General features: G+C 70.2%; 21 protein-coding genes. 16 read left to right on the plus strand and 5 right to left on the minus strand.

Annotation, left to right across the window (positions count from 1 at the left end; all coding sequences use genetic code 11):
- Nucleotides 1-35: 35 nt before the first annotated feature.
- Nucleotides 36-554 carry a GNAT family N-acetyltransferase gene (locus ABTX78_RS05975; protein WP_352205612.1) on the minus strand — a complete coding sequence of 173 codons (519 nt, stop codon included), beginning with the start codon at nt 552-554 and terminating at the stop codon, nt 36-38.
- 96 nt (nt 555-650) lie between these two features.
- Between ABTX78_RS05975 and ABTX78_RS05980 the strand changes: the two genes are divergently transcribed.
- Entirely contained in the window at nt 651-1,946 is a 1,296-nt protein-coding gene (locus ABTX78_RS05980) for a geranylgeranyl reductase family protein (RefSeq protein WP_352205613.1), read from the plus strand.
- A 36-nt stretch (nt 1,947-1,982) separates the two neighbouring features.
- Here ABTX78_RS05980 and ABTX78_RS05985 read toward each other — a convergent pair whose 3' ends face one another.
- Nucleotides 1,983-2,939, minus strand: a complete 957-nt coding sequence (locus ABTX78_RS05985) for an SMP-30/gluconolactonase/LRE family protein (RefSeq protein WP_352205614.1) — start codon at nt 2,937-2,939, stop codon at nt 1,983-1,985.
- A gap of 117 nt (nt 2,940-3,056) precedes the next feature.
- On the opposite strand from ABTX78_RS05985, the gene ABTX78_RS05990 reads away from it, so the two are divergent.
- Complete coding sequence (locus ABTX78_RS05990; protein ID WP_352205615.1) at nt 3,057-4,031, plus strand: ArsR/SmtB family transcription factor; 975 nt, start codon at nt 3,057-3,059, stop codon at nt 4,029-4,031.
- 74 nt (nt 4,032-4,105) lie between these two features.
- On the opposite strand, the gene ABTX78_RS05995 is transcribed toward ABTX78_RS05990, so the two are convergent.
- Complete coding sequence (locus ABTX78_RS05995) at nt 4,106-4,909, minus strand: C40 family peptidase (RefSeq protein ID WP_352205616.1); 804 nt, start codon at nt 4,907-4,909, stop codon at nt 4,106-4,108.
- Between the two features lie 688 nt (nt 4,910-5,597).
- Here ABTX78_RS05995 and ABTX78_RS06000 point away from each other — a divergent pair.
- From ABTX78_RS06000 to nuoN, 14 genes are all read left to right on the plus strand, one after another.
- Nucleotides 5,598-5,957 carry an NADH-quinone oxidoreductase subunit A gene (locus ABTX78_RS06000; protein ID WP_313944764.1) on the plus strand — a complete coding sequence of 120 codons (360 nt, stop codon included), beginning with the start codon at nt 5,598-5,600 and terminating at the stop codon, nt 5,955-5,957.
- 17 nt (nt 5,958-5,974) lie between these two features.
- Complete coding sequence (locus tag ABTX78_RS06005) at nt 5,975-6,529, plus strand: NuoB/complex I 20 kDa subunit family protein (RefSeq protein ID WP_313944763.1); 555 nt, start codon at nt 5,975-5,977, stop codon at nt 6,527-6,529.
- Nucleotides 6,530-6,647: 118 nt separating this feature from the next.
- On the plus strand, nt 6,648-7,376 hold the full coding sequence (locus ABTX78_RS06010) for an NADH-quinone oxidoreductase subunit C (protein WP_352205617.1): 729 nt from the start codon (nt 6,648-6,650) through the stop codon (nt 7,374-7,376).
- On the plus strand, nt 7,373-8,695 hold the full coding sequence (locus ABTX78_RS06015; protein WP_352205618.1) for an NADH-quinone oxidoreductase subunit D: 1,323 nt from the start codon (nt 7,373-7,375) through the stop codon (nt 8,693-8,695). The genes ABTX78_RS06010 and ABTX78_RS06015 overlap by 4 nt, the downstream gene beginning before the upstream one ends.
- A gap of 26 nt (nt 8,696-8,721) precedes the next feature.
- Nucleotides 8,722-9,540 carry an NADH-quinone oxidoreductase subunit NuoE gene (gene nuoE / locus ABTX78_RS06020; protein ID WP_352205619.1) on the plus strand — a complete coding sequence of 273 codons (819 nt, stop codon included), beginning with the start codon at nt 8,722-8,724 and terminating at the stop codon, nt 9,538-9,540.
- Nucleotides 9,540-10,910 (plus strand): NADH-quinone oxidoreductase subunit NuoF, encoded by a 1,371-nt coding sequence (nuoF, locus tag ABTX78_RS06025; protein ID WP_352205620.1) that lies wholly within the window; start codon nt 9,540-9,542, stop codon nt 10,908-10,910. Before nuoE ends, nuoF begins: the two co-directional genes overlap by 1 nt.
- Nucleotides 10,907-13,420, plus strand: coding sequence for an NADH-quinone oxidoreductase subunit G (locus ABTX78_RS06030; protein ID WP_352205621.1), 2,514 nt, complete (start codon nt 10,907-10,909; stop codon nt 13,418-13,420). Before nuoF ends, ABTX78_RS06030 begins: the two co-directional genes overlap by 4 nt.
- 59 nt (nt 13,421-13,479) lie before the next feature.
- Nucleotides 13,480-14,820, plus strand: coding sequence for an NADH-quinone oxidoreductase subunit NuoH (nuoH, locus tag ABTX78_RS06035; RefSeq protein WP_352205880.1), 1,341 nt, complete (start codon nt 13,480-13,482; stop codon nt 14,818-14,820).
- Nucleotides 14,813-15,445 (plus strand): NADH-quinone oxidoreductase subunit NuoI, encoded by a 633-nt coding sequence (nuoI, locus tag ABTX78_RS06040; protein ID WP_352205622.1) that lies wholly within the window; start codon nt 14,813-14,815, stop codon nt 15,443-15,445. Before nuoH ends, nuoI begins: the two co-directional genes overlap by 8 nt.
- Nucleotides 15,442-16,272, plus strand: coding sequence for an NADH-quinone oxidoreductase subunit J (locus ABTX78_RS06045; RefSeq protein ID WP_352205623.1), 831 nt, complete (start codon nt 15,442-15,444; stop codon nt 16,270-16,272). Before nuoI ends, ABTX78_RS06045 begins: the two co-directional genes overlap by 4 nt.
- A complete protein-coding gene (gene nuoK, locus ABTX78_RS06050; RefSeq protein WP_069927518.1) occupies nt 16,269-16,568 on the plus strand; it encodes an NADH-quinone oxidoreductase subunit NuoK in 300 nt (99 codons plus the stop codon). Before ABTX78_RS06045 ends, nuoK begins: the two co-directional genes overlap by 4 nt.
- A 14-nt stretch (nt 16,569-16,582) precedes the next feature.
- Nucleotides 16,583-18,490, plus strand: coding sequence for an NADH-quinone oxidoreductase subunit L (gene nuoL, locus ABTX78_RS06055; RefSeq protein WP_352205624.1), 1,908 nt, complete (start codon nt 16,583-16,585; stop codon nt 18,488-18,490).
- A 5-nt stretch (nt 18,491-18,495) separates the two neighbouring features.
- Nucleotides 18,496-20,067, plus strand: coding sequence for an NADH-quinone oxidoreductase subunit M (locus ABTX78_RS06060; RefSeq protein WP_352205625.1), 1,572 nt, complete (start codon nt 18,496-18,498; stop codon nt 20,065-20,067).
- Nucleotides 20,064-21,728: an NADH-quinone oxidoreductase subunit NuoN gene (gene nuoN, locus ABTX78_RS06065; protein WP_352205626.1), complete on the plus strand. Its 1,665-nt coding sequence runs from the start codon at nt 20,064-20,066 to the stop codon at nt 21,726-21,728. Before ABTX78_RS06060 ends, nuoN begins: the two co-directional genes overlap by 4 nt.
- 644 nt (nt 21,729-22,372) lie before the next feature.
- On the opposite strand, the gene fahA is transcribed toward nuoN, so the two are convergent.
- Both fahA and ABTX78_RS06075 read right to left on the minus strand, forming a co-directional pair.
- Nucleotides 22,373-23,599: a fumarylacetoacetase gene (gene fahA, locus ABTX78_RS06070; RefSeq protein ID WP_352205627.1), complete on the minus strand. Its 1,227-nt coding sequence runs from the start codon at nt 23,597-23,599 to the stop codon at nt 22,373-22,375.
- A gap of 38 nt (nt 23,600-23,637) precedes the next feature.
- Nucleotides 23,638-25,764: a CocE/NonD family hydrolase gene (locus tag ABTX78_RS06075; RefSeq protein WP_352205628.1), complete on the minus strand. Its 2,127-nt coding sequence runs from the start codon at nt 25,762-25,764 to the stop codon at nt 23,638-23,640.
- Between the last annotated feature and the right edge of the window lie 120 nt (nt 25,765-25,884).

A 25,884-nucleotide genomic window follows, 5' to 3' on the forward strand; every position in this document is an offset into this window, starting at 1 on the left:
GACCGGCCCACCGCCCCGGGGCCCGGTCCGCCGGCTCAGGCGTCGGCCAGGTCCAGCCGGAAGCAGTACCCCTGCCGCTTCGACACCGGGGCCGTGAACGTCTCCGACAACCGCATCCCGAGCCGCTCGGTCACCGCGATCGAGCGCGCGTTGGCCGGGGCGACCATGGCCACGACCTCGCCGACCCCCGCCGCCCGTACCCGCTCCAGCGTGGTGCGGGCGGCGGCGGTCACATAGCCCCTGCCCCAGGCACGCCGCGCCAGCCGCCAGCCGATCTCGATCTCGCCGACCGGTCCGAAGTCGGTGTGCGGCCAGGGCTGCGCGCCCGTGAAACCGATGACCTCGCCCTGCTCGTCGAGCATCGTCCAGAAGCAGAAGCCGCGCTCCGCGTCGTGCCGGCGCTGGCGTGCCGTGAGCTCCTCGTACACCGACAACTCGGCCGCCCTGCCGCCATGGAACTCCATGACCTCCGGGTCGGCGAAGACCCGGTGCCAGGCGACGGCGTCCTCGTCGGTGGGCACGCGGAGCTGTACGGCGGGGAGGAGCCTGCTCATAGGGGAGCCCTTCGGTCGCGGATCTGTACGCCCCCATAGACTGCACACGTCCAGTGCCATCCGGTACGCAATATCGAGTCTTCGGGAGAACCCGCCGTGACCGAGCCGCTCGCCAAGAACACGGCGCACACCGCGGATGTGATCGTTGTAGGGGCAGGCCCGGCCGGCTCCACGACCGCCTACCATCTCGCCAAGTCGGGCCTGGACGTTCTGCTGCTGGAGAAGACCGCGTTCCCGCGCGAGAAGGTGTGCGGCGACGGGCTGACCCCGCGCGCCACCAAGCAGCTGGTGGGCATGGGCATCGACATCTCCGAAGAGGCCGGCTGGCTGCGCAACAAGGGCCTGCGGATCATCGGCGGCGGAGTGCGGCTCCAGCTCGACTGGCCGGAACTCGCCTCGTTCCCGGACTACGGACTCGTCCGCAAGCGCGACGACTTCGACGAGCAGCTGGCCCGCCAGGCGCAGAAGGCGGGCGCACGGCTCCACGAGCGCTGCAACGTGGGCGCCCCGATCATCGACGAGCGGACCGGCCGGATCACCGGTGTGGAGGCCAAGCTCGGCGAGGAGAAGACCCCGGTCACCTTCCACGCCCCGCTGGTCGTCGCCGCCGACGGCAACTCCTCGCGCATCTCCCTCGCCATGGGTCTGCACCGCCGCGACGACCGCCCGATGGGCGTGGCCGTGCGCACGTACTTCACGAGCCCCCGCCACGACGACGACTACCTGGAGTCGTGGCTGGAGCTGTGGGACCGCCGCGGCCCGGGCGAGGACCGGCTGCTGCCGGGCTACGGCTGGATCTTCGGCATGGGCGACGGCACCTCCAACGTCGGCCTCGGTGTCCTCAACACCTCGGCGGCGTTCAAGGAGCTGGACTGGCGCGAGGTGCTGAAGGCCTGGTGCGCCTCGATGCCGGAGGACTGGGGCTACACCGAGGAGAACATGACGGGCCCGATCCGCGGCGCAGCCCTCCCGATGGCCTTCAACCGCCAGCCGCACTACACCAAGGGCCTGCTGCTCGTCGGTGACGCGGGCGGCCTGGTCAACCCGTTCAACGGCGAGGGCATCGCGTACGCCATGGAGTCCGGGGAGATCGCGGCCGACGTGATCGTCCAGGCGCACTCCCGCCGGACCCCCGCCCAGCGCGAGCTGGCGCTGCACCGCTACCCGAAGGTCCTCAAGGACACCTACGGCGGCTACTACACGCTGGGCCGCGCCTTCGTGAAGCTGATCGGCAACCCGAAGGTCATGAAGATCGCGACCCAGCGCGGTCTGTCCCACCCGATGCTGATGCGATTCACGCTGAAGATGCTGGCCAACCTCACCGACCCGACGGGCGGCGACGCGATGGACCGCATCATCAACGGCCTCTCCAAGGTGGCTCCGAAGGCCTGACGGCGGCCGAGCCCCGGCCCGTACGGTTCACACGGGTCAGGGGCGCTCGCACAGCGGGTCGTCGACGGCGCTCACGGTGTACGGAGGCTGCCCCGGCGGCTCGTCGTTCTGGCTGTTGACCACGTAGAGCCGGCATCCGTACCGGGCGAGCGTGGTCGGCAGGTCGAACCGCTCGCCGGTGAGCCGGTGCGTCACGGACCCGTTGCGCAGTTCTGGGTCCAGTCGGGCGATGTGAACGCCGTGCGGGGCACCGTGGTTGAGCACGGCGTACAGGGTGCGGCCGTGCAGCACCATGCCGTCCGCGCCGAACGACTCGCCGCCCAGCCCGAGTTGTTCCGTCCGCCGCGTGGCGACGTCCACCCGCCAGACGGCCTCGGTCCCGTTCGAGGCCACCAGGAGGGTCCGGCCGGCCGGGTCCGCCACGATCCCGTTCAGCAGCCAGTACTGCGGCGGGAACTGCGGGAAGGCCGAGCGGATGTCGAGCCATGGTTCGAGGGGGCCGAGGGTGCCGCCGCGGAGCGTGGCGCGGTGGACGACGGGATTGGCCCAGTCCGTGACGTAGACGGCGTCCCTCGTGATCACGAAGTCGTTGAGATCCGGTGCGCCGAGCGGACCGTCCGACGCGGTACGGGTGGCCGACAGCCGCCCGTGGCGGTCGTGGACGGTCAGCGTGGCGCCGCCCACCGAGAGCACCCGCCCGCGCGCGTCCGTGTGCACGCCGAGTGTGCTGGTGCGGTTCGCGGCCCCCCGCACGGGGAACGGCCGCAGCCGGGCGTCGCGGACGTGCCCGCGGTACAGCGCGCCGGTGCCGTCCGAGGAGACGTACAGGGTGCCGTCGCGGTCCACGGTGATTCCCTCGGGCAGGACGCCGGGGGAGCGTGAGACCACGTAGGTGCGCGGCAGTTCGTGGGCGCCGGCGGGGGCGGCCGGGCCGCCGAGGGCGACCAGCAGCGCCGAGGCGGCGAGGCACAGGAGTCGGGGAGAGCCGGGCATCGTGGTGTCTCCTTCGGGATCGGTGAACGGATGCCCGGAGCGTGGCGGAGCAGCGGGACGGCTTCATCGCCTTTCACATCTGGGCGAAAGGCTCCGGCGGGCCGATAATCGGTCCGTGTGATCCGTCTACACTTCTCCGACGCCGATCTGCGTCGGATCACTGTGGCCCCGGCGCCCAACGCCCTGTGGGAAACGGCGCTCAGCGTGCGCCGGCTGCGCGGTGTGCGGTCGTCCGGCGGCCGGGCACGGCCCGCGGCCGAGGCCTGGCAGCGGACGATGAACGCCGGCCTGCCGGCCCGGGCGGGCGTCCTGCTGGAGCTGGTGGGCCGGGACGGCTTCGTGCCGGACTTCCTGCTCCAGCCGTCCGCCCCCGACTTCGCGACGGCCGTCGAGTTGGCCGCGGGAGCGTCGGCCGGGCAACTGGCCGTCGATCTGGGGCTCTCCGACGCCCCGGGCTGGAACGGCGGCCTGGCCCGGCCCACCCGGTGGTCGAAGGAGCTCGCCGGCGGATCGCCGGCCGCCCGGCAGACGCTGGCGACGGATCTGCGCCGCTACCACTCCTCGTCGATCGCCCCGCTGTGGCCGCGGGTCCGCGCCGACGCACTGGCCGACCGGGCGCTGCGCTCCGAGGTGCTGCTGCGCGGCGGCGTGGACGCCCTGCTCACCACGCTGGGCCCGAACTGGCGCTGGCAACCGCCAACTTTGCACCTTTTGTCATCTTCCACGTACGACATCCCGTTGTGCGGCCGGGGGCTGCTGCTGATGCCGTCCTGGTTCGCGACCGGTCCGATGGTGATGTACCGGCCGGACGCGGCGACGGTCCTGGTGCATCCGATGCGTCACGCGGAGCGGCAGCCGGCCCCCACCGATGTGCTGGGGCCGCTGCTCGGGCACACCCGGGCCGCCGTGCTCGGAGCCCTGCGCGATCCGGCGACCACGACCGCGCTCGCGGAGCGCGTCGGCGTCGCGCCGGCCACCGCCAGCCAGCACGCCACGGTCCTGCGCAACGCCGGTCTGGTGGACACGGTCCGGACCGGGATCGCGGTGCTCCACAGCCTGACCCCTCTCGGACGGGCCCTGCTGGGCGCCTGAGGGCCAAAGAGGGGATCGCCGAAGGGCCGCGGCTCCGGCGGGAGCCACGGCCCTTCAGAAGGCTGGTGCAGGTGTCAGAGAACCCGGACCGCACCGCTCGCCGGGTAGCCCGACAGGTCCTGGATGACGACGCCCTTGCTGGGGTTGGCGGCGTCGAGGTACTGGCCGTCGCCGATGTAGACGCCGACGTGGTACGCGCTGCCGGCGCCACCCCAGTACAGGATGTCGCCGATCTGGAGGTTGCTGGTGCCCACCTGGGTGCCCGCCACCGACTGGTCCTGCGAGACGCGGGGGAGGTCGACGCCGACCTGCCGGAACGCGGCCTGGACGAGGCTGGAGCAGTCCCACGAGTTGGGGCCGGTGGCGCCCATGACGTAGGCGTCGCCGAGCTGGGCCTTGAGGAAGGCCACCACGGTCGCGGCGGAGCCGGTCGCGTTGGAGCTGCTGCTGCTGTCGCTGCTGTACGCGGCGAGCGTGGAACGCTCGCTGGTACGGGAGGCGCGCTCCTGGGACGCGGCCTCGGCACGCTGCTTCGCCTCGGCCTTCTCGGCCTCGGCCTTGCGGACCGCCTCGGCCTTGGCCTTCTTGGCGGCCTGCGCGGCCTTCGTGGCGGCAGCGTCCTCCTGCGCCTGCAACTCCTGGTCGAGAGCGACCTGCTGGGTCGCCTCGGCGGACTGCGCCACGGCTTGGGAGAGACCGGCGGTCAGGGTGGGCATCTCCATGGTCTCGGTGACCGGGTCGGCGTTGGCCGGTCCGGCGGCTCCGGCCACTGCGATCGTGCTGAGGACGCCACCGGCAACTCCGGCCCGGAGCGCCATCGTCGAGGCGCTGCGCCGGCGGGGTTTCCGGTGGCTGGGTATGTGAGCGGTGTGGGACATGGGACAACCGCTATCAGGGGGAACCGGTTCCCTTCAAGAAACGTGTGTTGCGCCACAGTTACGACCGGAACCTTTCAATCCGCTCCGGTCGGCGCTTTATTGACGCCCTAACGGGCAAACCGGGCATGCGTGATCACGGCTGTGATCATGGGCTTTCCGTAAAAGGTCCGAATTGCCTGGCGCTTACCATCGCTTCACACCGATGGCCAAGCCCGCTTTTGTTGAGAGTTTGAGCGAGTGGTACAGGTCACAGAAAGGTCACCTCCCGGACCCCCGGAAGTTCGTGGACGCGTGCACGCGTCCACCTTCGTCCGCGCAGGCGCTCGCCCGGGTGACGCGGCGTCCTCTATCACCCGATGCGGTCCATCGCCAATTTGCCCGACCGGGCCGTGCCTTGCTATGCCCGCACCCCTCCCACCAGCGGTAACGCAGGCAGATGTCACTTCTCGTGACCGCTCGGGCGCTTCGCGTATGAAGATCACCGCTCATCCGGCTTCATGATCCTTCGCCGGGTGGTGGAGATCACAAAGGCGTTGTCGTACCCCGTGTCGCAGATCACAGACCGGCAGGCATAGGATGCGGGGCAGTCGGGCTTGTGAACTGCCTCACATACACGCGATCTTCGAGGCGGCGAGGCGGATGCCCGGTGCGGTCCAACGGTCAAGGACGACTGGAAGGAGCGAGGAGGGTGAATGCTTACGCGCCCATCCTTGTGCTCGGCGCCCTCGGGGCAGGGTTTGCGATCTTCTCCGTGGTCATGGCCACGCTTATCGGCCCGAAGCGCTACAACAGGGCGAAACAAGAGGCGTACGAGTGCGGCATCGAACCCACTCCCACGCCGGCCGGCGGCGGCCGCTTTCCCATCAAGTACTACCTGACGGCGATGCTCTTCATCGTCTTCGACATCGAGATCGTCTTCCTCTACCCCTGGGCGGTCACCTTCGACGCCCTGGGGCTTTTCGGGCTCGTGGAGATGCTGCTCTTCGTGCTCACCGTCTTCGTCGCCTATGCGTATGTGTGGCGGCGCGGCGGTCTGGAATGGGACTGAGGGGCTGAGGGGCACCAATGGGACTCGAAGAGAAACTGCCGAGCGGTTTCCTGCTGACCACCGTCGAACAGGCCTCGGGCTGGGTGCGCAAGTCATCCGTCTTCCCGGCCACGTTCGGTCTGGCCTGCTGCGCCATCGAGATGATGACGACCGGTGCCGGACGGTACGACCTGGCCCGGTTCGGCATGGAGGTCTTCCGCGGCTCACCGCGCCAGGCCGACCTGATGATCGTGGCGGGCCGGGTGAGCCAGAAGATGGCGCCCGTCCTGCGGCAGGTCTACGACCAGATGCCCAACCCGAAGTGGGTCATCTCCATGGGCGTGTGCGCATCGTCGGGCGGAATGTTCAACAACTACGCCATTGTGCAGGGCGTCGACCATGTCGTCCCTGTCGACATCTATCTGCCCGGCTGCCCGCCGCGTCCGGAGATGCTGATGGACGCCATTCTCAAGCTCCACCAGAAGATCCAGTCCTCCAAGCTCGGCGTGAACGCGGAGGAAGCGGCCCGCGAGGCGGAGGAAGCGGCGCTCAAGGCGCTTCCTCTGATCGAGATGAAGGGGCTGCTCCGGTGAGTGACGTACCCGCGGCCGCCGTGCCGCAGACGACGAAGGATTCCGCACCCCTGTCCCCCCTGCCTTCGGCGGGCGGTACCCCGAGCGCGGGCGGAGAAGCGATTCAGGGGGTGCAGCGATGACGGACCAGCCGAACCCCGAGAAGGAGCTCAGCGAGCAGAACCTTCCGGGACAGCGTGGTGAGGGCGGCGAGGAGATCCGCGTCCAGCGGGGCATGTTCGGCGCCGACAGCGGCGGCGACACCTCGGGCTACGGTGGCCTCGTCCGCTCCATCCGGCTGCCCGGCCCGACGAACCGCCCCTACGGCGGCTACTTCGACGAGGTCGCCGACGAGCTCGAGGGCGCGCTGGAGGAACAGGGCCTCGTCCCCGGGAACGTCATCGAGAAGACGGTCGTCGACCGCGGGGAGCTCACCTTCCACGTCGCGCGCGAGCTGCTGACGCAGGTGGCCCGCACCCTGAGGGACGACCCGGCCCTGCGCTTCGAGCTGTGTACCGGTGTCAGCGGTGTCCACTATCCCGAGGACAAGGGCCGCGAGCTGCACGCCGTCTACCACCTGCGCTCGCTCACCCACGGCCGGCTGATCCGCCTCGAGGTCTCCGCCCCGGACAGCGACCCGCACGTGCCCTCCCTCGTCGCCGTCTATCCGACCAACGACTGGCACGAGCGCGAGACGTACGACTTCTTCGGGCTCGTCTTCGACGGCCACCCCGCCCTCACCCGGATCATGATGCCGGACGACTGGCAGGGCTACCCGCAGCGCAAGGACTATCCGCTCGGCGGCATCGCCGTCGAGTACAAAGGCGCCCAGATCCCGGCTCCTGACCAGCGGAGGTCGTACTCGTGAGTACATCGCACGCATCCGCACGCGAGACCACCGAGGGGACTGTATATACAGTCACCGGCGGCGACTGGGACGAGGTCGTGCAGAGCGCGGCCAAGGCCGACGACGAGCGCATCGTCGTCAACATGGGCCCGCAGCACCCCTCGACCCACGGCGTGCTCCGGCTGATCCTGGAGATCGACGGCGAGACGGTCACCGAGGCCCGCTGCGGCATCGGCTATCTCCACACCGGCATCGAGAAGAACCTCGAGTACCGGACCTGGACGCAGGGCACCACCTTCGTCACGCGCATGGATTACCTGACGCCGTTCTTCAACGAGACGGCGTACTGCCTCGCCGTGGAGAAGCTGCTCGGCATCGAGGACCAGATCCCCGACCGCGCGACGGTCATCCGCGTCCTGCTGATGGAGCTGAACCGGCTCTCCTCGCACCTGGTGTGCATCGCCACCGGCGGCATGGAGCTCGGCGCCACCACGATCATGATCTACGGCTTCCGCGATCGTGAACTGATTCTCGACATCTACGAACTGATCACCGGCCTGCGGATGAACCACGCGTACATCCGCCCCGGAGGCCTCGCCCAGGACCTGCCGCCGGGCGCCGTGGACCAGCTCCGCGAGTTCGTGAAGACGATGAAGAAGAACCTGCCGGAGTACGACAAGCTCGCCACCGGCAACCCGATCTTCAAGGCACGTATGCAGGACATCGGGTACCTCGACCTCACCGGGTGCATGGCGCTGGGCGCCACCGGACCGATCCTGCGCTCGGCGGGCCTCGCCCACGACCTGCGCAAGACCGACCCGTACTGCGGCTACGAGACGTACGACTTCGACGTCCCGACCGCCGACACCTGCGACTCCTACGGCCGCTTCCTCATCCGGCTGGAGGAGATGCGGCAGTCGCTGCGCATCGTCGAGCAGTGCCTGGACCGGCTGGAGCCCGGCCCGGTCATGGTCGCGGACAAGAAGATCGCCTGGCCCGCGCAGCTCGCGCTCGGGCCCGACGGACTCGGCAACTCCCTCGACCACATCAAGAAGATCATGGGCACCTCCATGGAGGCGCTGATCCACCACTTCAAGCTGGTGACCGAGGGCTTCCGGGTCCCCGCCGGGCAGGCGTACGCCGCCGTCGAGTCCCCCAAGGGCGAGCTCGGTGTCCATGTCGTCTCCGACGGGGGCACCCGCCCCTACCGGGTCCACTTCCGTGACCCGTCCTTCACCAACCTTCAGGCCATGGCGGCGATGTGCGAGGGCGGCCAGGTCGCCGACGTCATCGTCGCCGTCGCGTCCATCGACCCCGTGATGGGAGGCGTCGACCGGTGACCGCAAATCAAGAGGTGAGCCTGGGCATGCCCCAGCTCCCCGCCCCCGACTACCCGGCCGATGTACGCGCCAGGCTCGAAGCGGACGCGAAGGAGATCGTCGCCCGCTACCCCGACAGCCGGTCCGCCCTGCTGCCGCTGCTGCACCTGGTGCAGTCCGAGGAAGGCCATGTCACCCGTACCGGCGTGCGGTTCTGCTCCGAGGTGCTGGAGCTGACCACCGCCGAGGTCACCGCGGTGTCGACCTTCTACTCGATGTACCGGCGCAAGCCCTCCGGCGACTACCAGGTCGGGGTGTGCACCAACACGCTCTGCGCGGTGATGGGCGGCGACGCCATCTTCGACGACCTGAAGGAATACCTCGGGGTCGGCAACGGCGGACCCGACACCACGGCGGACGGCAAGGTCACCCTCGAACACATCGAGTGCAACGCGGCCTGCGACTTCGCCCCCGTCGTGATGGTCAACTGGGAGTTCTTCGACAACCAGACGCCCGAGTCCGCCCGCCGGCTCGTCGACGACCTGCGCGAGGGACGGCCCGTCGAGCCGACCCGCGGTGCGCCGCTGTGCACCTTCAAGGAGACCGCGCGCATCCTCGCCGGCTTCCCCGACGAGCGCCCCGGCGCCGTCGAGGCCACCGGCGGAGCGGGTCCCGCGTCGCTGATCGGACTGCGCCTCGCCAAAGGCGAGGCGACGGCCGCCCGGGTGGTCTCGCCACGCGCCGAGTCCCGCCAGGACGCCCCCCAGCCCGGTTCCGAGCACCTCAGCTCGCACGACGCACCGCAGCAGACCTCGGACTCCGACCCGGAGCACCCGGCCGGCCCGGTGACCGAGGAGGGGAAGTGATGACCGTGTCCACCGAATTCGGGGGCAGCGCCCAGGGCGAGAGCAGCCCCGAGAAGCTGCTCGCGCCGGTGCTGTCGGCCTTCTGGGACGAGGCCGAGTCCTGGACGCTGGAGACCTATCGGCGGCACGACGGCTACGAGGGTCTGCGCAAGGCACTGGCCATGTCGCCCGACGACCTCATCGCCTACGTCAAGGACTCCGGTCTGCGCGGTCGCGGCGGCGCCGGCTTCCCCACCGGAATGAAGTGGCAGTTCATTCCGCAGGGCGACGGCAAGCCGCACTACCTCGTCGTCAACGCCGACGAGTCGGAGCCGGGCACCTGCAAGGACATCCCGCTCCTCTTCGCCAACCCGCACTCCCTCATCGAGGGCATCGTGATCGCCTGTTACGCGATCCGCTCGAAGCATGCCTTCATCTATCTGCGCGGTGAGGTCGTCCCCGTACTGCGGCGGCTGCACGAGGCCGTGCGCGAGGCGTACGAAGCGGGCTTCCTCGGCACGGACATCCTCGGCAGCGGACTCGACCTCGAACTCACCGTGCACGCGGGCGCGGGCGCCTACATCTGCGGTGAGGAGACCGCGCTGCTGGACTCCCTGGAGGGCCGGCGCGGCCAGCCCCGGCTGCGCCCGCCCTTCCCCGCGGTCGCCGGTCTGTACGCCTGCCCCACGGTGGTGAACAACGTCGAGTCCATCGCGTCCGTTCCCGCGATCCTCCACAGGGGCAAGGACTGGTTCAAGTCGATGGGCAGCGAGAAGTCCCCGGGCTTCACGCTGTACTCGCTCAGCGGGCACGTCACCAGCCCCGGCCAGTACGAGGCCCCGCTCGGGATCACCCTGCGCCAGCTGCTCGACATGAGCGGCGGCATGCGGGCGGGCCACCGCCTCAAGTTCTGGACGCCGGGCGGCTCCTCCACCCCGATGTTCACTGACGAGCACCTCGACGTCCCGCTGGACTACGAGGGCGTCGGTGCGGCCGGTTCGATGCTCGGCACCAAGGCACTCCAGTGCTTCGACGAGACCACCTGTGTCGTCAGGGCGGTGACCCGCTGGACCGAGTTCTACGCGCACGAGTCCTGCGGCAAGTGCACACCGTGCCGTGAAGGCACCTACTGGCTCGTCCAGTTGCTGCGCGACATCGAGGCGGGCAAGGGCGAGATGGCCGACCTCGACAAGCTCAACGACATCGCCGACAACATCAACGGCAAGTCGTTCTGCGCGCTCGGCGACGGCGCCGCGTCCCCGATCTTCTCCTCGCTCAAGTACTTCCGCGAGGAGTACGAGCAGCACATCACCGGCAAGGGCTGCCCCTTCGACCCCGCCCTGTCGACCCTCTGGGCCGACCGGCACACCACTACGGAGGTGAACGCATGACGGTCACTACAAGCGCTCCCTCCGGGGGCGGGGAGGCGGCTGTGCCGCCCGAGGACCTCGTCTCGCTGACGATCGACGGCGTGGAGATCTCCGTCCCCAAGGGGACGCTGGTCATCCGGGCCGCCGAGCTGCTCGGCATCGAGATCCCGCGGTTCTGCGACCACCCCCTGCTCGACCCGGCCGGTGCCTGCCGGCAGTGCATCGTCGAGGTCGAGGGCCAGCGCAAGCCGATGGCCTCCTGCACCATCACCTGCACCGACGGCATGGTCGTCAAGTCGCAGCTCACCTCGCCCGTCGCCGAGAAGGCGCAGAAGGGCGTGATGGAGCTGCTGCTGATCAACCATCCGCTCGACTGCCCGGTCTGCGACAAGGGCGGCGAGTGCCCGCTGCAGAACCAGGCGATGTCGCACGGCGGCGCCGAGTCCCGCTTCGAGGGAAAGAAGCGGACGTTCGAGAAGCCGGTGCCGATCTCCACCCAGGTGCTGCTGGACCGCGAGCGGTGCGTGCTCTGCGCACGCTGCACCCGCTTCTCCAACCAGGTCGCCGGCGACCCGATGATCGAACTCCTGGAGCGCGGTGCGCTCCAGCAGGTCGGCACCGGCGAGGGCGATCCCTTCGAGTCGTACTTCTCCGGCAACACCATCCAGATCTGCCCGGTGGGCGCGCTGACCTCGGCGGCGTACCGATTCCGCTCCCGCCCCTTCGACCTGGTCTCCTCGCCGAGCGTGTGCGAGCACTGCTCGAGCGGCTGCGCGACCCGCACCGACCACCGGCGTGGCAAGGTCATGCGGCGGCTCGCGGCCGACGACCCCGAGGTCAACGAGGAGTGGATCTGCGACAAGGGGCGCTTCGGCTTCCGCTACGCGCAGCGCCACGACCGTCTGACCACCCCGCTCGTGCGCAACCCCGGGACCCGCGAGCTGGAACCGGCTAGCTGGCCCGAGGCGCTGGCCGCCGCGGCCGCCGGACTGACCGCGGCCCGCGGCCGGGCCGGCGTCCTGCTGGGCGGCCGGCTCACCGTCGAGGACTCCTACGCGTACGCCAAGTTCGCCCGGGTCGCCCTCGACACCAACGATGTCGACTTCCGTGCCCGGGTGCATTCCTCCGAGGAGGCCGACTTCCTGGCCAACCGGGTCGCCGGCCGCGGCCGCGACCTGGACGGCAGCGGGCTCACCTACCGGGCGCTGGAGAAGGCGCCCGCGGTCCTGCTCGTCGGATTCGAGTCCGAGGAGGAGGCCGCCGGGGTCTTCCTGCGGCTGCGCAAGGCGCACCGCAAGCACGGCCAGCGCACCTTCTCCCTGGCCACCCACGCCACCCGCGGTCTGGAGAAGGCGGGCGGCGTCCTGCTGCCCGCGGCCCCCGGCACCGAGACCGAGTGGCTGGACGCGCTCAGCAGCAACGTCGGCCTGGAGGGCGACGGTTCGGCCGCGGCCGACGCGCTGCGCGCCGAGGGCGCGGTGATCGTGGTGGGCGAGCGGCTCGCGGCCGTGCCCGGCGGGCTCACCGCCGCCGTACGGACGGCGACCGCGACCGGCGCCCAGCTGGTGTGGATCCCGCGCAGGGCGGGCGAGCGCGGCGCGGTCGAGGCGGGCGCGATCCCCTCACTGCTGCCCGGCGGCCGCCCGGCCACCGACCCGCGGGCCCGCGAGGAGACCGCCGAGGTCTGGCGGGTCCGCGAACTCCCGCACCGCTACGGCCGCGACACCGGCCAGATCGTCGAGGCCGCCGCCACCGGCGAACTGGGCGCGCTGGTCGTCGCGGGCGTCGAGGTCGCGGACCTGCCGGACCCGGCGCGCGCGCGTGAGGCGCTCGACTCGGTCGGCTTCCTGGTCTCCCTGGAGCTGCGGCCGAGCGAGGTCACCGAGCGGGCCGACGTGGTCTTCCCGGTCGCCGCCGTCGCCGAGAAGTCCGGCACCTTCCTCAACTGGGAAGGCCGGGCGCGGATGTTCGAGGCCGCGCTCAAGCCGGAACAGATGACGCGCCGGCTGGCGCCGTCCGACGCGCGGGTGCTGCACATGCTCGCCGACGAACTCGACGTCCCCTTCGGACTGCCCGACCTCAGGTCGGCCCGCAGGGAGCTGGACCGGCTCGGCTCATGGGACGGCCCGCGGGCCACCGAACCGATGGAGTCCGCACAGTCGCTGCCCCGCCCCGGCGAGGGCGAGGCGGTACTGGCCGGACACCGGCTGCTGCTCGACCAGGGCCTGCTCCAGCAGGGCGACGAGGCGCTGGCGGGCACCCGCCACGCGGCGGTCGCCCGGCTCTCGGCGACGACCGCGGCCGAGACCGGCGTCAAGGACGGCGACGTCCTGTCCGTCTCGGGCCCGTCGGGTTCGGTCAGCTTCCCGCTCCGGGTGACGGCGATGCCGGACCGGGTGGTGTGGCTGCCGCTGAACTCCGCGGGCGGCGGCGTCACGTCGGACACCGGCGCCCTCCCCGGACAGCTGGTCCGCATCGGCCCGGCCGCGGCCCAGGCCGTCACCACTGAGGTACCGGAGGTGCGAGCGTGAATGCCCTCGCTCATTTCGCGGAAGCCCAGCAGAGCGTTCTCGCCGCCGAGGATCTCTCGATGTTCGGGCGCGACCCGTGGTGGCTCGTCGTCATCAAGGCCGTGTTCTGCTTCGCCTTCCTGATGATCACCGTGCTGTTCTCCATCGTGTGGGAGCGCAAGGTGGTGGCCTGGATGCAGCTGCGCATCGGGCCCAACCGGCACGGCCCCTGGGGCATGCTCCAGTCGCTCGCCGACGGCATCAAGCTCATGCTCAAGGAAGACCTGATCGTCAAGCGCGCGGACAAGGTCGTCTACGTCCTCGCGCCGGTCGTCGCCGCGATCCCGGCCTTCATGGCGATCGCGGTGATCCCGTTCGGCCCGGCCGGCAACGAGGTCTCGATCTTCGGCCACCGCACCACGATGCAGCTGACCGACCTGCCGATCGCGATGCTCTACATCCTCGCGATCGCCTCGGTCGGCATCTACGGCATCGTGCTCGCGGGCTGGTCGTCCGGCTCCACGTACCCGCTCCTCGGCGGACTCCGCTCCTGCGCGCAGATGATCTCGTACGAGATCGCGATGGGCGCGGCCTTCGCCTCCGTCTTCCTCTACTCGGGGTCGATGTCGACCTCGGCGATCGTCGAGGCACAGGCGGACCGCTGGTACATCATCCTGCTGCCGGTCTCGTTCATCATCTATGTGATCACGATGGTCGGTGAGACCAACCGGGCGCCGTTCGACATGCCGGAGTCCGAGGGCGACCTGGTCGGCGGCTTCAACACCGAGTACAGCTCGATCAAGTTCGCGATGTTCATGCTGGCCGAGTACGTCAACATGGTCACCGTCTCCGCCGTCTCGGTCACCCTCTTCCTGGGCGGCTGGCGGGCCCCCTACCCGATCTCCACCTTCTGGGAGGGCGCGAACCACGGCTGGTGGCCGATGCTCTGGTTCGTCATCAAGGTCCAACTGCTGTTGTTCTTCTTCATCTGGCTGCGCGGCACGCTTCCCCGGGTCCGCTACGACCAGCTGATGAAGCTCGGCTGGAAGGTCCTCATCCCCGTCTCCGTGGTGTGGCTGATGCTGGTCGCGACCGTGCGGGCGCTGCGGAACGAGAACTACGACTTCCAGCAGATCGTGCTCTACGTCGGCGGCGCGGTCATCGCCGTCCTGCTGCTCTCCTTCGTCTTCGACATCTTCCGAGGCAAGAAGGAGAAGGAGGCGGAGGACCGAGCGGCGAAGGAACCGCCCGCGGCCTTCGACCCGATGGCGGGCGGATTCCCCGTACCGCCGCTGCCGGGACAGGAGTTGCCGCCGGTGCCGCGCAGGCGTCCGCGCCGGGAGCGCGAGCTGATTGTCAGTGGCGGACCCGATACTCAGGGTGACGGACCTCGTGACGGAAAGGAGGCTGACGGTGTCTGAGGGATCCGAGAACAAGTTCCAGAATCCGGTTGCCGGCTTCGGCGTGACCTTCAAGGCCATGTTCAAGAAGCGGCTGACCGAGCAGTACCCGGAGGAGCAGAAGGTCACGGCGCCGCGCTTCCACGGCCGGCACCAGCTCAACCGGCACCCGGACGGCCTCGAGAAGTGCATCGGGTGCGAACTGTGCGCCTGGGCCTGTCCGGCGGACGCGATCTATGTGGAGGGCGCGGACAACACCGAGGAGGAGCGCTACTCCCCGGGCGAGAGGTACGGCCGCGTCTACCAGATCAACTACGCCCGCTGCATCCTGTGCGGGCTGTGCATCGAGGCCTGCCCGACCCGGGCGCTGACGATGACGAACGACTTCGAGCTGGCCGACAACTCCCGCGAGGCGCTGATCTACACCAAGGAGCAGCTCCTCGCCGGACTCGAGGAGGGCATGGTCGACTCGCCCCACTCGATCTTCCCCGGCACGGACGAGCAGGACTACTACCGGGGTCTGGTCACCGAGGCCGCTCCCGGCACGGTCCAGCAGGTCGCCCTCTCCAAGCAGGAGAAGCCGCAGGAAGGCGCCTCCACATTCGGTGACGAGGAACCGGCCTCGGGGAAGGTGGTCGGCTCATGAACGCCCTCGCCGCCACCACCACGTCGACGGGTGAGGCCGTCCAGTTCTGGGTGCTCGGCACCGTCGCCGTGATCGGCGCGCTCTGCACGATCCTGATGCGGCGGGCCGTGCACAGCGCGCTCTGCCTCGCCGGGACCATGATCGTCCTGGCGGTCTTCTACCTCGCCAACGGCGCCTACTTCCTCGGCGTCGTGCAGATCGTCGTCTACACCGGCGCGATCATGATGCTGTTCCTCTTCGTCGTCATGCTGGTCGGCGTCACCGCCGCCGACTCGCTCAAGGAGACGCTGAAGGGCCAGCGCTGGCTCGCCGCGGCCTGCGGACTCGGCTTCGGCATCCTGCTGATCGCCGGCATCGGCAACGCCTCGCTGAAGAACTTCAACGGACTCGGCACGGCCAACAGCGTCCACGGCGGCAACGTCGAAGGACTCGCCGCCCTGATCTTCACCAAGTACGTCTTCGCCTTCGAGATCACCGGCGCGCTGCTGATCACCGCGGCCGTCGGCGCGATGGTGCTCACCCACCGGGAGCGCACCGAGCGGGCCAAGACGCAGCGGGAGCTGTCCGAAGAGCGGGTCCGCGAGGGCAAGCACCTGCCTCCGCTGCCGGCTCCCGGTGTCTACGCCCGGCACAACGCCGTGGACATCGCCGGTCTGCTCCCGGACGGCACACCGTCCGAGCTCACGGTCATGCAGACGCTGCGGCAGCGCGGCCAGATCCGCGACGTGTCGGACGAGGCGCTGGCGGACCTCAAGGCGCTGGAGCGGCGCTCGGAGGACCGGCTCGGCCGTGACCACGACGAGCACGAAGAGGAGGTCGCGAAGTGAATCCCGTCAATTATCTGTATCTCGCAGCGCTGTTGTTCACCATCGGCGCGGCCGGGGTGCTGATCCGGCGGAACGCGATCGTCGTCTTCATGTGCGTCGAGCTGATGCTCAACGCCTGCAACCTCGCGTTCGTCGCCTTCTCCCGTATGCACGGCAACCTCGACGGCCAGATCATCGCGTTCTTCACGATGGTCGTCGCCGCCGCGGAGGTCGTCGTCGGGCTCGCGATCATCGTGTCGCTGTTCCGTTCCCGCCACTCGGCCTCGGTCGACGACGCCAGCCTGATGAAGCTGTAAGGGGTCGCAGACTCGTGGACAATGCAGAGAATTTGATTGCGCTGCTCGTCGCGGCGCCTTTGCTCGGAGCGGCGGTCCTGCTGTGCGGCGGGCGGCGGCTCGACCGCGCCGGCCACCTGCTCGGCACCGTGTTCGCCGGCGCCTCGTTCGTCATCGGCGTCGTGCTGTTCGCGGACATGCTGGGCAGGAGCGGTGAGGACCGGGCGCTGCACAGCACGCTCTACAGCTGGATCCCCGTCGAGGGCTTCCAGGCGGACGTCGCCTTCCAGCTCGACCAGTTGTCGATGACGTTCGTCCTGCTGATCACCGGTGTGGGCACCCTGATCCACATCTACTCCATCGGGTACATGGAGCACGACGAGCGGCGCCGCCGCTTCTTCGGCTATCTGAACCTGTTCCTCGCGGCCATGCTGCTGCTGGTCCTCGCCGACAACTACCTGCTGCTGTACGTCGGATGGGAGGGCGTCGGCCTCGCCTCGTACCTCCTCATCGGCTTCTGGCAGCACAAGCCCAGCGCGGCGACCGCGGCGAAGAAGGCCTTCCTCGTCAACCGCGTCGGCGACATGGGCCTGTCGATCGCGATCATGCTGATGTTCACCACCTTCGGGACCTTCGCCTTCGGGCCGGTTCTGGAGGCGACGGGCGAGACGAGCGAGGGCAAGCTGACGGCCATCGGCCTGCTGCTGCTGCTGGCGGCCTGCGGCAAGTCCGCCCAGGTGCCGCTGCAGTCCTGGCTCGGGGATGCGATGGAGGGCCCGACCCCGGTCTCCGCCCTCATCCACGCCGCGACCATGGTGACCGCCGGTGTGTATCTGATCGTCCGCTCCGGCGCGATCTTCAACGCCGCACCCGACGCCCAGCTGGCCGTCGTGATCGTCGGCGCCGTCACGCTCCTGTTCGGTGCGATCGTCGGTTGCGCCAAGGACGACATCAAGAAGGCCCTCGCCGGCTCGACGATGTCGCAGATCGGCTACATGATCCTGGCGGCCGGTCTCGGCCCGATCGGATACGCCTTCGCGATCATGCACCTGGTGACGCACGGCTTCTTCAAGGCCGGGCTGTTCCTCGGCGCCGGTTCGGTCATGCACGGCATGAACGACGAGGTCGACATGCGCAAGTACGGCGGCCTGCGGAAGTACATGCCGGTCACCTTCGTCACCTTCGGGCTCGGCTACCTCGCGATCATCGGATTCCCGGGGCTGTCCGGCTTCTGGTCCAAGGACAAGATCATCGAGGCGGCCTTCGCGTACGACGACGGCATCCGCGGCTGGATCTTCGGCGGAGTCGCCCTGCTGGGCGCCGGCATCACCGCGTTCTACATGACGCGCGTGATGATCATGACCTTCTTCGGTGAGAAGCGCTGGCAGCCCGACGCGGAAGGCCATGAGCCGCATCCGCACGAGTCGCCCAAGTCGATGACGATCCCGATGGTCGTGCTCGCCTTCGGATCGGTCTTCGCCGGTGGACTGTTCAGCCTGAACGAGTCCTTCGTGAAGTGGCTCGAGCCGGTCACCCAGTTCGAGCACCCGCACCCGGTGATCAGCGTCCCGGCCATCACGGCCTCCACGGTCGTCGTGCTGCTGCTCGGCGCCGGACTCGCCTATCTGATGTACGGGCGCAAGCCGGTACCGGTGGTGGCGCCGCGCGCCTCGCTGCTCACCCGGGCCGCGCGTCGCGACCTGTACCAGGACGACGTCAACCACGTGGTCCTGGTCCGCGGCGGCGAACACCTCACCCGCTCCCTGGTCTACGTCGACCACACCCTGGTCGACGGCGTGGTGAACGGCACGGCCGCCTCGGTCGGCGGGCTCTCGGGCCGCCTGCGCAAGCTGCAGAACGGCTACGCCCGCTCGTACGCCGTCTCGATGTTCGGAGGTACGGCGGTGCTGATCGCCGCGACCCTGCTGATGAGGGCGGTGTAACTGCTATGTCTTTCCCGCTCCTTACGGTGACGGCGGTACTTCCGGCAGTCGGTGCGATCGCCACCGCCGCGGTGCCCGCCGCGCGGCGGACCGCAGCGAAGTGGCTGGCGCTGCTGTTCTCGCTCGCCACACTCGTGCTCGCCGCGATCGTGCTCGTACGGTTCGAGCCCGGCGGTGACCGCTACCAGCTCACCGAGTCGCACGCCTGGATCGCGGACTTCGGCGTCCGGTACGAACTGGGCGTCGACGGCATCGGGGTGGCGCTGATCGCGCTCACCGCGCTGCTCATCCCGTTCGTCATCGGCGCCGGATGGAACGACGCCGAGCCCCAGGAGACCGGCAGCAAGCGCTGGCGGCCCACCCAGGGGTTCTTCGCGCTGATCCTCATGGTCGAGGCGATGGTGATCCTCTCCTTCGAGGCCACCGACGTCTTCCTCTTCTACATCCTGTTCGAAGCCATGCTCATCCCGATGTACTTCCTCATCGGCGGCTTCGGCGACCGGGCCCACGCGGGCGGGGACGAGGCGGCGGCGACCCAGCGGTCGTACGCGGCCGTGAAGTTCCTCCTCTACAACCTGGTCGGCGGACTGATCATGCTGGCCGCGGTCATCGGTCTCTACGTCGTCGCGGGGAGCTTCTCGCTCTCCGAGATCGCGGAGGCCCGGGCGAGCGGTCAGCTGGACATGGCGACCAACACCGAACGGTGGCTGTTCCTCGGCTTCTTCTTCGCCTTCGCGATCAAGGCGCCGCTGTGGCCGCTGCACACCTGGCTGCCGAACGCGATGGGGGAGGCGACCGCACCGGTCGCCGTGCTGATCACCGCGGTCGTCGACAAGGTCGGCACCTTCGCGATGCTCCGCTTCTGCCTCCAGCTCTTCCCCGAGGCCTCCAAGTGGGCCACGCCGGTGATCCTGGTGCTGGCGCTGATCAGCATCGTCTACGGCGCCCTGCTCGCCGTCGGTCAGCGCGACATCAAGCGACTGGTCGCCTACGCCTCGATCTCGCACTTCGGCTTCATCGTCCTGGGCATCTTCGCGATGACCTCCCAGGGCCAGTCGGGCGCGACGCTCTACATGGTCAACCACGGGATCTCGACGGCCGCGCTGATGCTGGTGGCCGGCTTCCTGATCACCCGGCGCGGCTCGCGGCTCATCGCGGACTACGGCGGAGTGCAGAAGGTCGCGCCGGTGCTCGCCGGCACCTTCCTGATCGGCGGCCTCGCGACGCTCTCGCTGCCCGGACTGGCCCCGTTCGTCAGTGAGTTCCTGGTCCTGGTCGGCACGTTCGCGCGCTATCCGGTGGCCGGCATCATCGCCACCTTCGGCATCGTGCTCGCCGCGCTCTACACCCTCGTCCTCTACCAGCGGACGATGACCGGGCCGGTGAAGGCCGAGGTGCGGGGCATGCCCGACCTCAAGGCCCGTGAGCTGGCGGTGGTGGCGCCGCTGATCGCGCTGCTGATCTTCCTCGGCGTCTTCCCGAAGCCGCTGACGGACATCGTGAACCCGGCGGTCGAGCACACGATGTCCGACGTCCAGGAGAAGGACCCCCAGCCCGAGGTGGAGGCGGCCAAGTGAGCGCTACAGCTGTCCACAGCCTGTGGACGACGGCGGCTACGGCCGCACCGACGCCGCCGATCGACAAGATCCCGGCCCCGCACATCGAATACGCCCAGCTGGCGCCGGTACTGATCGTCGTCGGTGCCGCCGTCCTCGGTGTGCTGGTGGAGGCGTTCGTACCGCGCAAGGCCCGGTACCACACCCAGCTGTTCCTGACCGTCGTCGCTCTCGCCGCCGCGTTCGCCGCGATCGTCGGGCTCGCCGCCGGGGGATATGGCACCACCAAGGCGCACATCGCCGCGATGGGCGCGATCGCCGTCGACGGTCCCGCCCTCTTCCTCCAGGGCACCATTCTGCTGGCGTCGATGGTCGCGGTGTTCACCTTCGCCGAGCGCCGGCTCGACCCGGAGGCACACGGCAATCGCGTCGACTCGTTCGCGGCGCAGGCCGCCTCGGTACCCGGCAGCGACAGCGAAAAGGCCGCGGTCAAAGCCGGCTTCACCACCACGGAGGTCTTCCCGATCGCGCTGTTCGCGATCGCCGGCATGCTGGTCTTCCCGGCCGCCAACGACCTGCTGACCCTCTTCATCGCGCTCGAGGTCTTCTCACTCCCGCTGTATCTGCTGTGTGCGCTCGCCCGGCGCAAGCGGCTGATGTCGCAGGAGGCCGCGGTGAAGTACTTCCTGCTGGGCGCCTTCTCCTCCGCGTTCCTGCTCTTCGGCATCGCCCTGCTCTACGGGTACGCGGGCTCCGTCTCGTACGCCCGGATCGCGGACGTCGTCGACGGCAGCGTCCGCGCCATCGACCCGGCGCTCGCCGACACCATGGGCAACGACGCGCTGCTGCTCATCGGCGTCGCGATGATCCTGATGGGCCTGCTCTTCAAGGTCGGTGCCGTCCCGTTCCACATGTGGACGCCCGATGTCTACCAGGGAGCGCCGACCCCCATCACCGGCTTCATGGCTGCGGCGACCAAGGTGGCCGCGTTCGGCGCGCTGCTGCGGCTGCTGTACGTGGTGCTGCCGGGGCTGCGCTGGGACTGGCGGCCGGTCATGTGGGCCATCGCCATCGTCACCATGCTGGGCGGCGCGATCGTGGCCATCACCCAGACCGACATCAAGCGGCTGCTCGCGTACTCCTCGATCGCGCACGCCGGCTTCATCCTGGCCGGTGTCATCGCGACGACGCCCGACGGCATCTCGTCCGTCCTGTTCTACCTGGCGGCGTACTCCTTCGTGACGATCGGCGCGTTCGCGGTGGTCACGCTGGTGCGGGACGCGGGCGGCGAGGCGACACACCTGTCCAAGTGGGCGGGTCTGGGCCGTCGTTCACCCCTGGTCGCGGCCGTGTTCGCCGTCTTCCTGCTGGCCTTCGCCGGCATTCCGCTGACATCCGGCTTCTCGGGCAAGTTCGCGGTCTTCAAGGCGGCGGCGGAGGGCGGCGCGGGTGCGCTGGTCGTGGTCGGTGTGATCTCGTCCGCCATCGCCGCGTTCTTCTACATCCGGGTCATCGTGCTGATGTTCTTCAGCGAGCCGAAGGCGGACGGCCCGACGGTGGCCGTGCCGTCGGTGCTGACGACGACGGCGATCGCCGTCGGTGTCGCGGTGACGGTGGTGCTGGGCGTGGCCCCGCAGTACTTCCTGGACCTGGCGAACCAGGCCGGGGTGTTCGTGCGGTAGCCGTGCGCCGCGCGGTCCACGAAGGGCCCGACTCCCTCGGGGGAGCCGGGCCCTTCGTCTGCGCGGGGTTCCTGTTGTCGGTCAGGTGCGCGCGGCGTAGGCCCTGACGTCCGCGTCGGGGCCTACCCGGCGCGGACCACCGTGGCATGCGCCGCGCGGGGCCTCCGCGGAGGCGTCGCCCAGTGCCTCGGCCGGCGCGGGCACCGCCGTGCCGGGGGTCGTCCAGCGCCCCTACGGCCGTCTCCGCCGCTTCCGCGGGGCAGCCCGTCGCGCGCCGAGCGAATGGCAGGCCCGCCGCCCGCACGAGGACGTCCCGGTTGCCCAGGAGCCGCGTGAGCGAGCCGAGCGTCCGGCCGGGGGCGGCGTCACGCCGCAAGACCCTTCGCCACGGTGACGCGGACCTCAGGGCCGGTCGGTGGCGGCCGTTGTCGGCTCCCGGGCAGCGTCCATGGACACGAGCGCGGACCGTCTCCACCCGGACCCGAGTTCGAGCTCGTCCAGATCTGCCACCGGCGGCGCGCGGCGGGACGGACGTGATGCCCGGAACCCGCCGCTTCAGCCGGTGCTCGCCTCCCGGTCAGGTCGTGCACCCTCCCGCAGGCCATGCGGGAGATCCGCGCCCCGCTCAGGGCGTGCTCCGCCAGTCAGGCCGAGGGGACGATCCGGCCGGAGACCTCGCCGAGCCCCACGCGTACGCCGTCCGGGCCCGGAGCCCACGCGGTCATCGTGACCACATCGCCGTCCTCCAGGAAGGTCCGCTTGCCCTCGGGGAGTTCGAGCGCGTCCCGGCCGTTCCAGGTCAGCTCCAGCAGCGAACCGCGCTGGCCGACCTCCGGACCGCTGACCGTGCCGGAGCCGTAGAGGTCACCGGTGCGCAGGGAGGCACCGTTGACCGTCATGTGCGCCAGCTGCTGCGCGGCCGTCCAGTACATCGTGGCGAACGGCGGCTCGGCGATCACCTGTCCGTTGACCGCCACGCTGATTCGCAGGTCGAAGCCGCCCTTCTCGTCCTCGGCGGAGTCGTCGAGGTAGGGCAGCAGCTCGCGGTCGCGGGCCGGCGGATCGGTCCGGGCGGCGTCCAGGGCCTCCAGCGGCGTCACCCAGGCGGAGACGGAGGTGGCGAAGGACTTGCCGAGGAACGGGCCGAGCGGCACGTACTCCCAAGCCTGGATGTCCCTGGCCGACCAGTCGTTGAGCAGCGACAGACCGAAGACGTGGTCGCCGAAGTCGCCGAGGGCCACCGGCGTGCCCATCGGGGAAGGCGTGCCGACGACGAAGCCGACCTCCGCCTCGATGTCGAGCTTCAGGGACGGCCCGAACACGGGAGCGGCGTCGGCCGGTGCCTTGCGCTGGCCCGAGGGGCGTACGACATCGGTGCCGGAGACCACGACGGTGCCCGAGCGGCCGTGGTAACCGATCGGGAGGTGCTTCCAGTTGGGGGTGAGAGCGTCCCCATCCGGCCGGAAGATCCGGCCGACATTGGTGGCGTGGTGCTCGCTCGCGTAAAAGTCGACGTAGTCGGCGACCTCGTAGGGAAGGTGCAGCGTGACCGCGTCCAGCGGGTGCAGCAGCGGTTCCATGTCGGCGCGGTGCCCCGGCACGGTCACCCATGCGGTGATCGCGCGCCGCACGTCGCGCCAGGCGGTACGGCCCGCCGCGAGCAGGGGGTTGAGGTTCGGCCGGGCCAGCAGGGCGGCATAGGGCGAGCCGAGGGTGTGGGCCGCCGCACCGGCGTCGAGCACATGGTCCCCGATGCGTACGCCGACGCGACGGCGACCGGGGTCGTCGCCCGTGCTGAAGACGCCGTACGGGAGGTTGTGCGGGCCGAAGGGATCGCCCTCGGCCAGATCGAGCGGGCTCTGCTCGGACATCGGTGCCTGCCTCGCTTTCCACGGGTGTGGGTGACACGTTACGTGGACGCGGACCCGCCCCGGCAGGGCGTTCGGCCGGTCCCTCGCGGAAGACGTTTCTCCCAGGTCCGGTGGAAGACGATCTCCTCCCCGTCGCGGCACACCACCTCGTCCTCGACGAGGAAGCCGGCCGCGTCGCAGCTGATCCCGCAGCGGCTCTCGACCGTCACGTCCCAGGCCCTGTCGGGCCGGTGGAGCCGGGCCGTCCACTCGGCGCGGACACGGGCGGAGTGCGGGTCGTGCTCCAGGATCGTGCACGTCTCCCGCGCCTCCTCGGTGAGTTCGAGACCGTCGGGGTGGATCCGCCTGCCGCCCGGCCGGGGGTCGGTCTCCACGCGCCACTCGCCCCGGGCGACGTCCCGCACCACCAGGCGCTCCGGGCGTTCCTCGTCGAGTGTGGCGGGGGAGCTGACACCGAGCGGCTCGTACGGGTCGGGCTCCCCGAAGGTGATCCGGTCACCCGTCGTGGAGAGCGCTTCGCGCACCGGGAGTTCGAGGAAGGAGCCCTCGGGGTCGAGGGTGAAGCCCGCCGAGTCGCCCGCGGGCCAGATCCACGGCCAGTACGCGGAGGAGACGGCCAGCCGGACGCGGTGCCCGGCCGGGAAGGAGTGGCCCGCCGTGCCGAGTTCGAACGTCACGTCCTCCGCCCCGCCCGGCGTCCATGTGTCCTGCGGGCCGGCGCGGTGAGCCGTGAGGTCGACGCCGCCCCGGGCGACGAGCGTGGACGAGCCGTCCGGGGCGATGTCGCACAGCCGGGCGACCGCCTGGCCGTGCGGGCCGTCCGGACGCAGCCGCAGAGCGACCCGGGCCCGGCCCAGGATCTCGACCGGCCGGTCCGTGACGGGAAAGTCGAAGCAGGCGGAGTACGCGTCCTCCGCGCGCTGGTCGGGCGGCGGATCGGAGTCGTTCCCGGTGGGGACGGGCCGGCCGGCGTCCAGCCCGGTGTGCTGGGGCGAGTCGACGACGAGGGGTGCGCCGCCGAGCGGGTACGCGACCGTGCGGACGTGCGGTGACGGCAGGCTCGGTTCGGCGACCCAGTGACCCGAGGGGTGGGGGAGGTGCGGCGTGCTGATCCAGGCGCGGAGCAGGGGTTCGGCGGTGGGCACCCGGCCGCCCGCGTTCTTCAGATGGCGGTCCCACCAGGCGAGCGTCTCGCCGAGGAAGCCGATCGCGGGTCCCGGGTGGTCGGCGTGGTCCGGATAGCGGTGCGGCCAGGGACCGATGAGTCCGCGGACGCGGTCGGGCGGCAGCTGCGTCACCAGCCGCAGGACGGCTTCGCGGTAGGGGTCGTACAGCCCGCCCACGGCCAGGACGGCCGCGGTGATGCCCGCCGTGTCGTCCGCCCGTGCCTCGACGGGTTCCACCCGCGGCCGGTCCGGCTCCCGGGCCTCGGCGGCGTCCACCCGCGGCTGGTCCGTCTCGCGCGGCCGGTCCGGCTCCCGGGCCTCGGCGGCGTCCACCCGCGGCTGGTCCGTCTCGCGCGGCCGGGGCGCGAGCCAGGCGTGGGCGGGCGGCTCGACCGCCTCCAGGCGCTTCAGCCACATCTCGCGCCACTCCTTCCCGGCGAAGAGCGGATCGGGCGGGCGGCAGAGGGCGGACATCAGTGCCGCAGACCGGCTGAGCAGGCCCTCGGCACATACCGAACCGCCCGGGTGGTACGCGCCGTTGTCGTCCGGATCGTCGGTGGCGCACACGGCGACGACCGCCTTCAGCGGTTCCGGGGCGAGGGCCGCGACGCGCAGGGCCAGGGTGCCGCCGGTGCCGATCCCGAACACGCCGACGCGGCCCGTGCACCACGGTTGCGCGGCCAGCCACTCGACCACCTCCGCGCCGTCCGCCACCGCGCCGGGATCGCCCTCGGGGACGGGCAGGCCCTCGCTGTTGCCGTGTCCGCGTACATCCACACGGACGGACGCGTAGCCGTGTGCGGCGTACCAAGGGTGACGCTGGGCGTCACGCGCGGCGGTCGTATCGGTCAGCCTTTCCGGCGAATACTCGAGCAGGACCGGGACAGGCGCATCGGTGTACGGCCGCCACATCCGTGCGTACAGCCGAGTTCCGTCGGTCAGCGGAATCCGGACGTCCTCGTGGCTGGTTTCATACGGGGCATGCTGGAGCTGGTCCATGGCGGAGACCTCGGTGCACGGGGTGCGCCGGTCACGTCGGAGCCGGTCGCCGAACCCGGCGAAAGGGCTCACCCCTGGGCGTACGTGCTGATCACGAACATACCGGCGGCAGCGGGAAGC

Origin of the sequence: Streptomyces sp. NPDC096193 (assembly GCF_040302905.1) — a bacterium.
Lineage (GTDB): Bacteria > Actinomycetota > Actinomycetes > Streptomycetales > Streptomycetaceae > Streptomyces.

Excerpts from the sequence above, each read along its gene's own strand:
- ABTX78_RS06075 (WP_352205628.1), bottom strand. The coding sequence starts at position 25,764 with ATGGACCAGCTCCAGCATGCCCCGTATGAAACCAGCCACGAGGACGTC.
- nuoH (WP_352205880.1), top strand. The coding sequence starts at position 13,480 with ATGTTCGGGCGCGACCCGTGGTGGCTCGTCGTCATCAAGGCCGTGTTC.
- nuoF (WP_352205620.1), top strand. The coding sequence starts at position 9,540 with ATGACCGTGTCCACCGAATTCGGGGGCAGCGCCCAGGGCGAGAGCAGC.
- ABTX78_RS06060 (WP_352205625.1), top strand. The coding sequence starts at position 18,496 with ATGTCTTTCCCGCTCCTTACGGTGACGGCGGTACTTCCGGCAGTCGGT.
- ABTX78_RS05985 (WP_352205614.1), bottom strand. The coding sequence starts at position 2,939 with ATGCCCGGCTCTCCCCGACTCCTGTGCCTCGCCGCCTCGGCGCTGCTG.
- ABTX78_RS06005 (WP_313944763.1), top strand. The coding sequence starts at position 5,975 with ATGGGACTCGAAGAGAAACTGCCGAGCGGTTTCCTGCTGACCACCGTC.
- ABTX78_RS05975 (WP_352205612.1), bottom strand. The coding sequence starts at position 554 with ATGAGCAGGCTCCTCCCCGCCGTACAGCTCCGCGTGCCCACCGACGAG.
- ABTX78_RS05995 (WP_352205616.1), bottom strand. The coding sequence starts at position 4,909 with ATGTCCCACACCGCTCACATACCCAGCCACCGGAAACCCCGCCGGCGC.
- fahA (WP_352205627.1), bottom strand. The coding sequence starts at position 23,599 with ATGTCCGAGCAGAGCCCGCTCGATCTGGCCGAGGGCGATCCCTTCGGC.
- ABTX78_RS06045 (WP_352205623.1), top strand. The coding sequence starts at position 15,442 with ATGAACGCCCTCGCCGCCACCACCACGTCGACGGGTGAGGCCGTCCAG.
- nuoE (WP_352205619.1), top strand. The coding sequence starts at position 8,722 with ATGCCCCAGCTCCCCGCCCCCGACTACCCGGCCGATGTACGCGCCAGG.
- ABTX78_RS06010 (WP_352205617.1), top strand. The coding sequence starts at position 6,648 with ATGACGGACCAGCCGAACCCCGAGAAGGAGCTCAGCGAGCAGAACCTT.
- ABTX78_RS06030 (WP_352205621.1), top strand. The coding sequence starts at position 10,907 with ATGACGGTCACTACAAGCGCTCCCTCCGGGGGCGGGGAGGCGGCTGTG.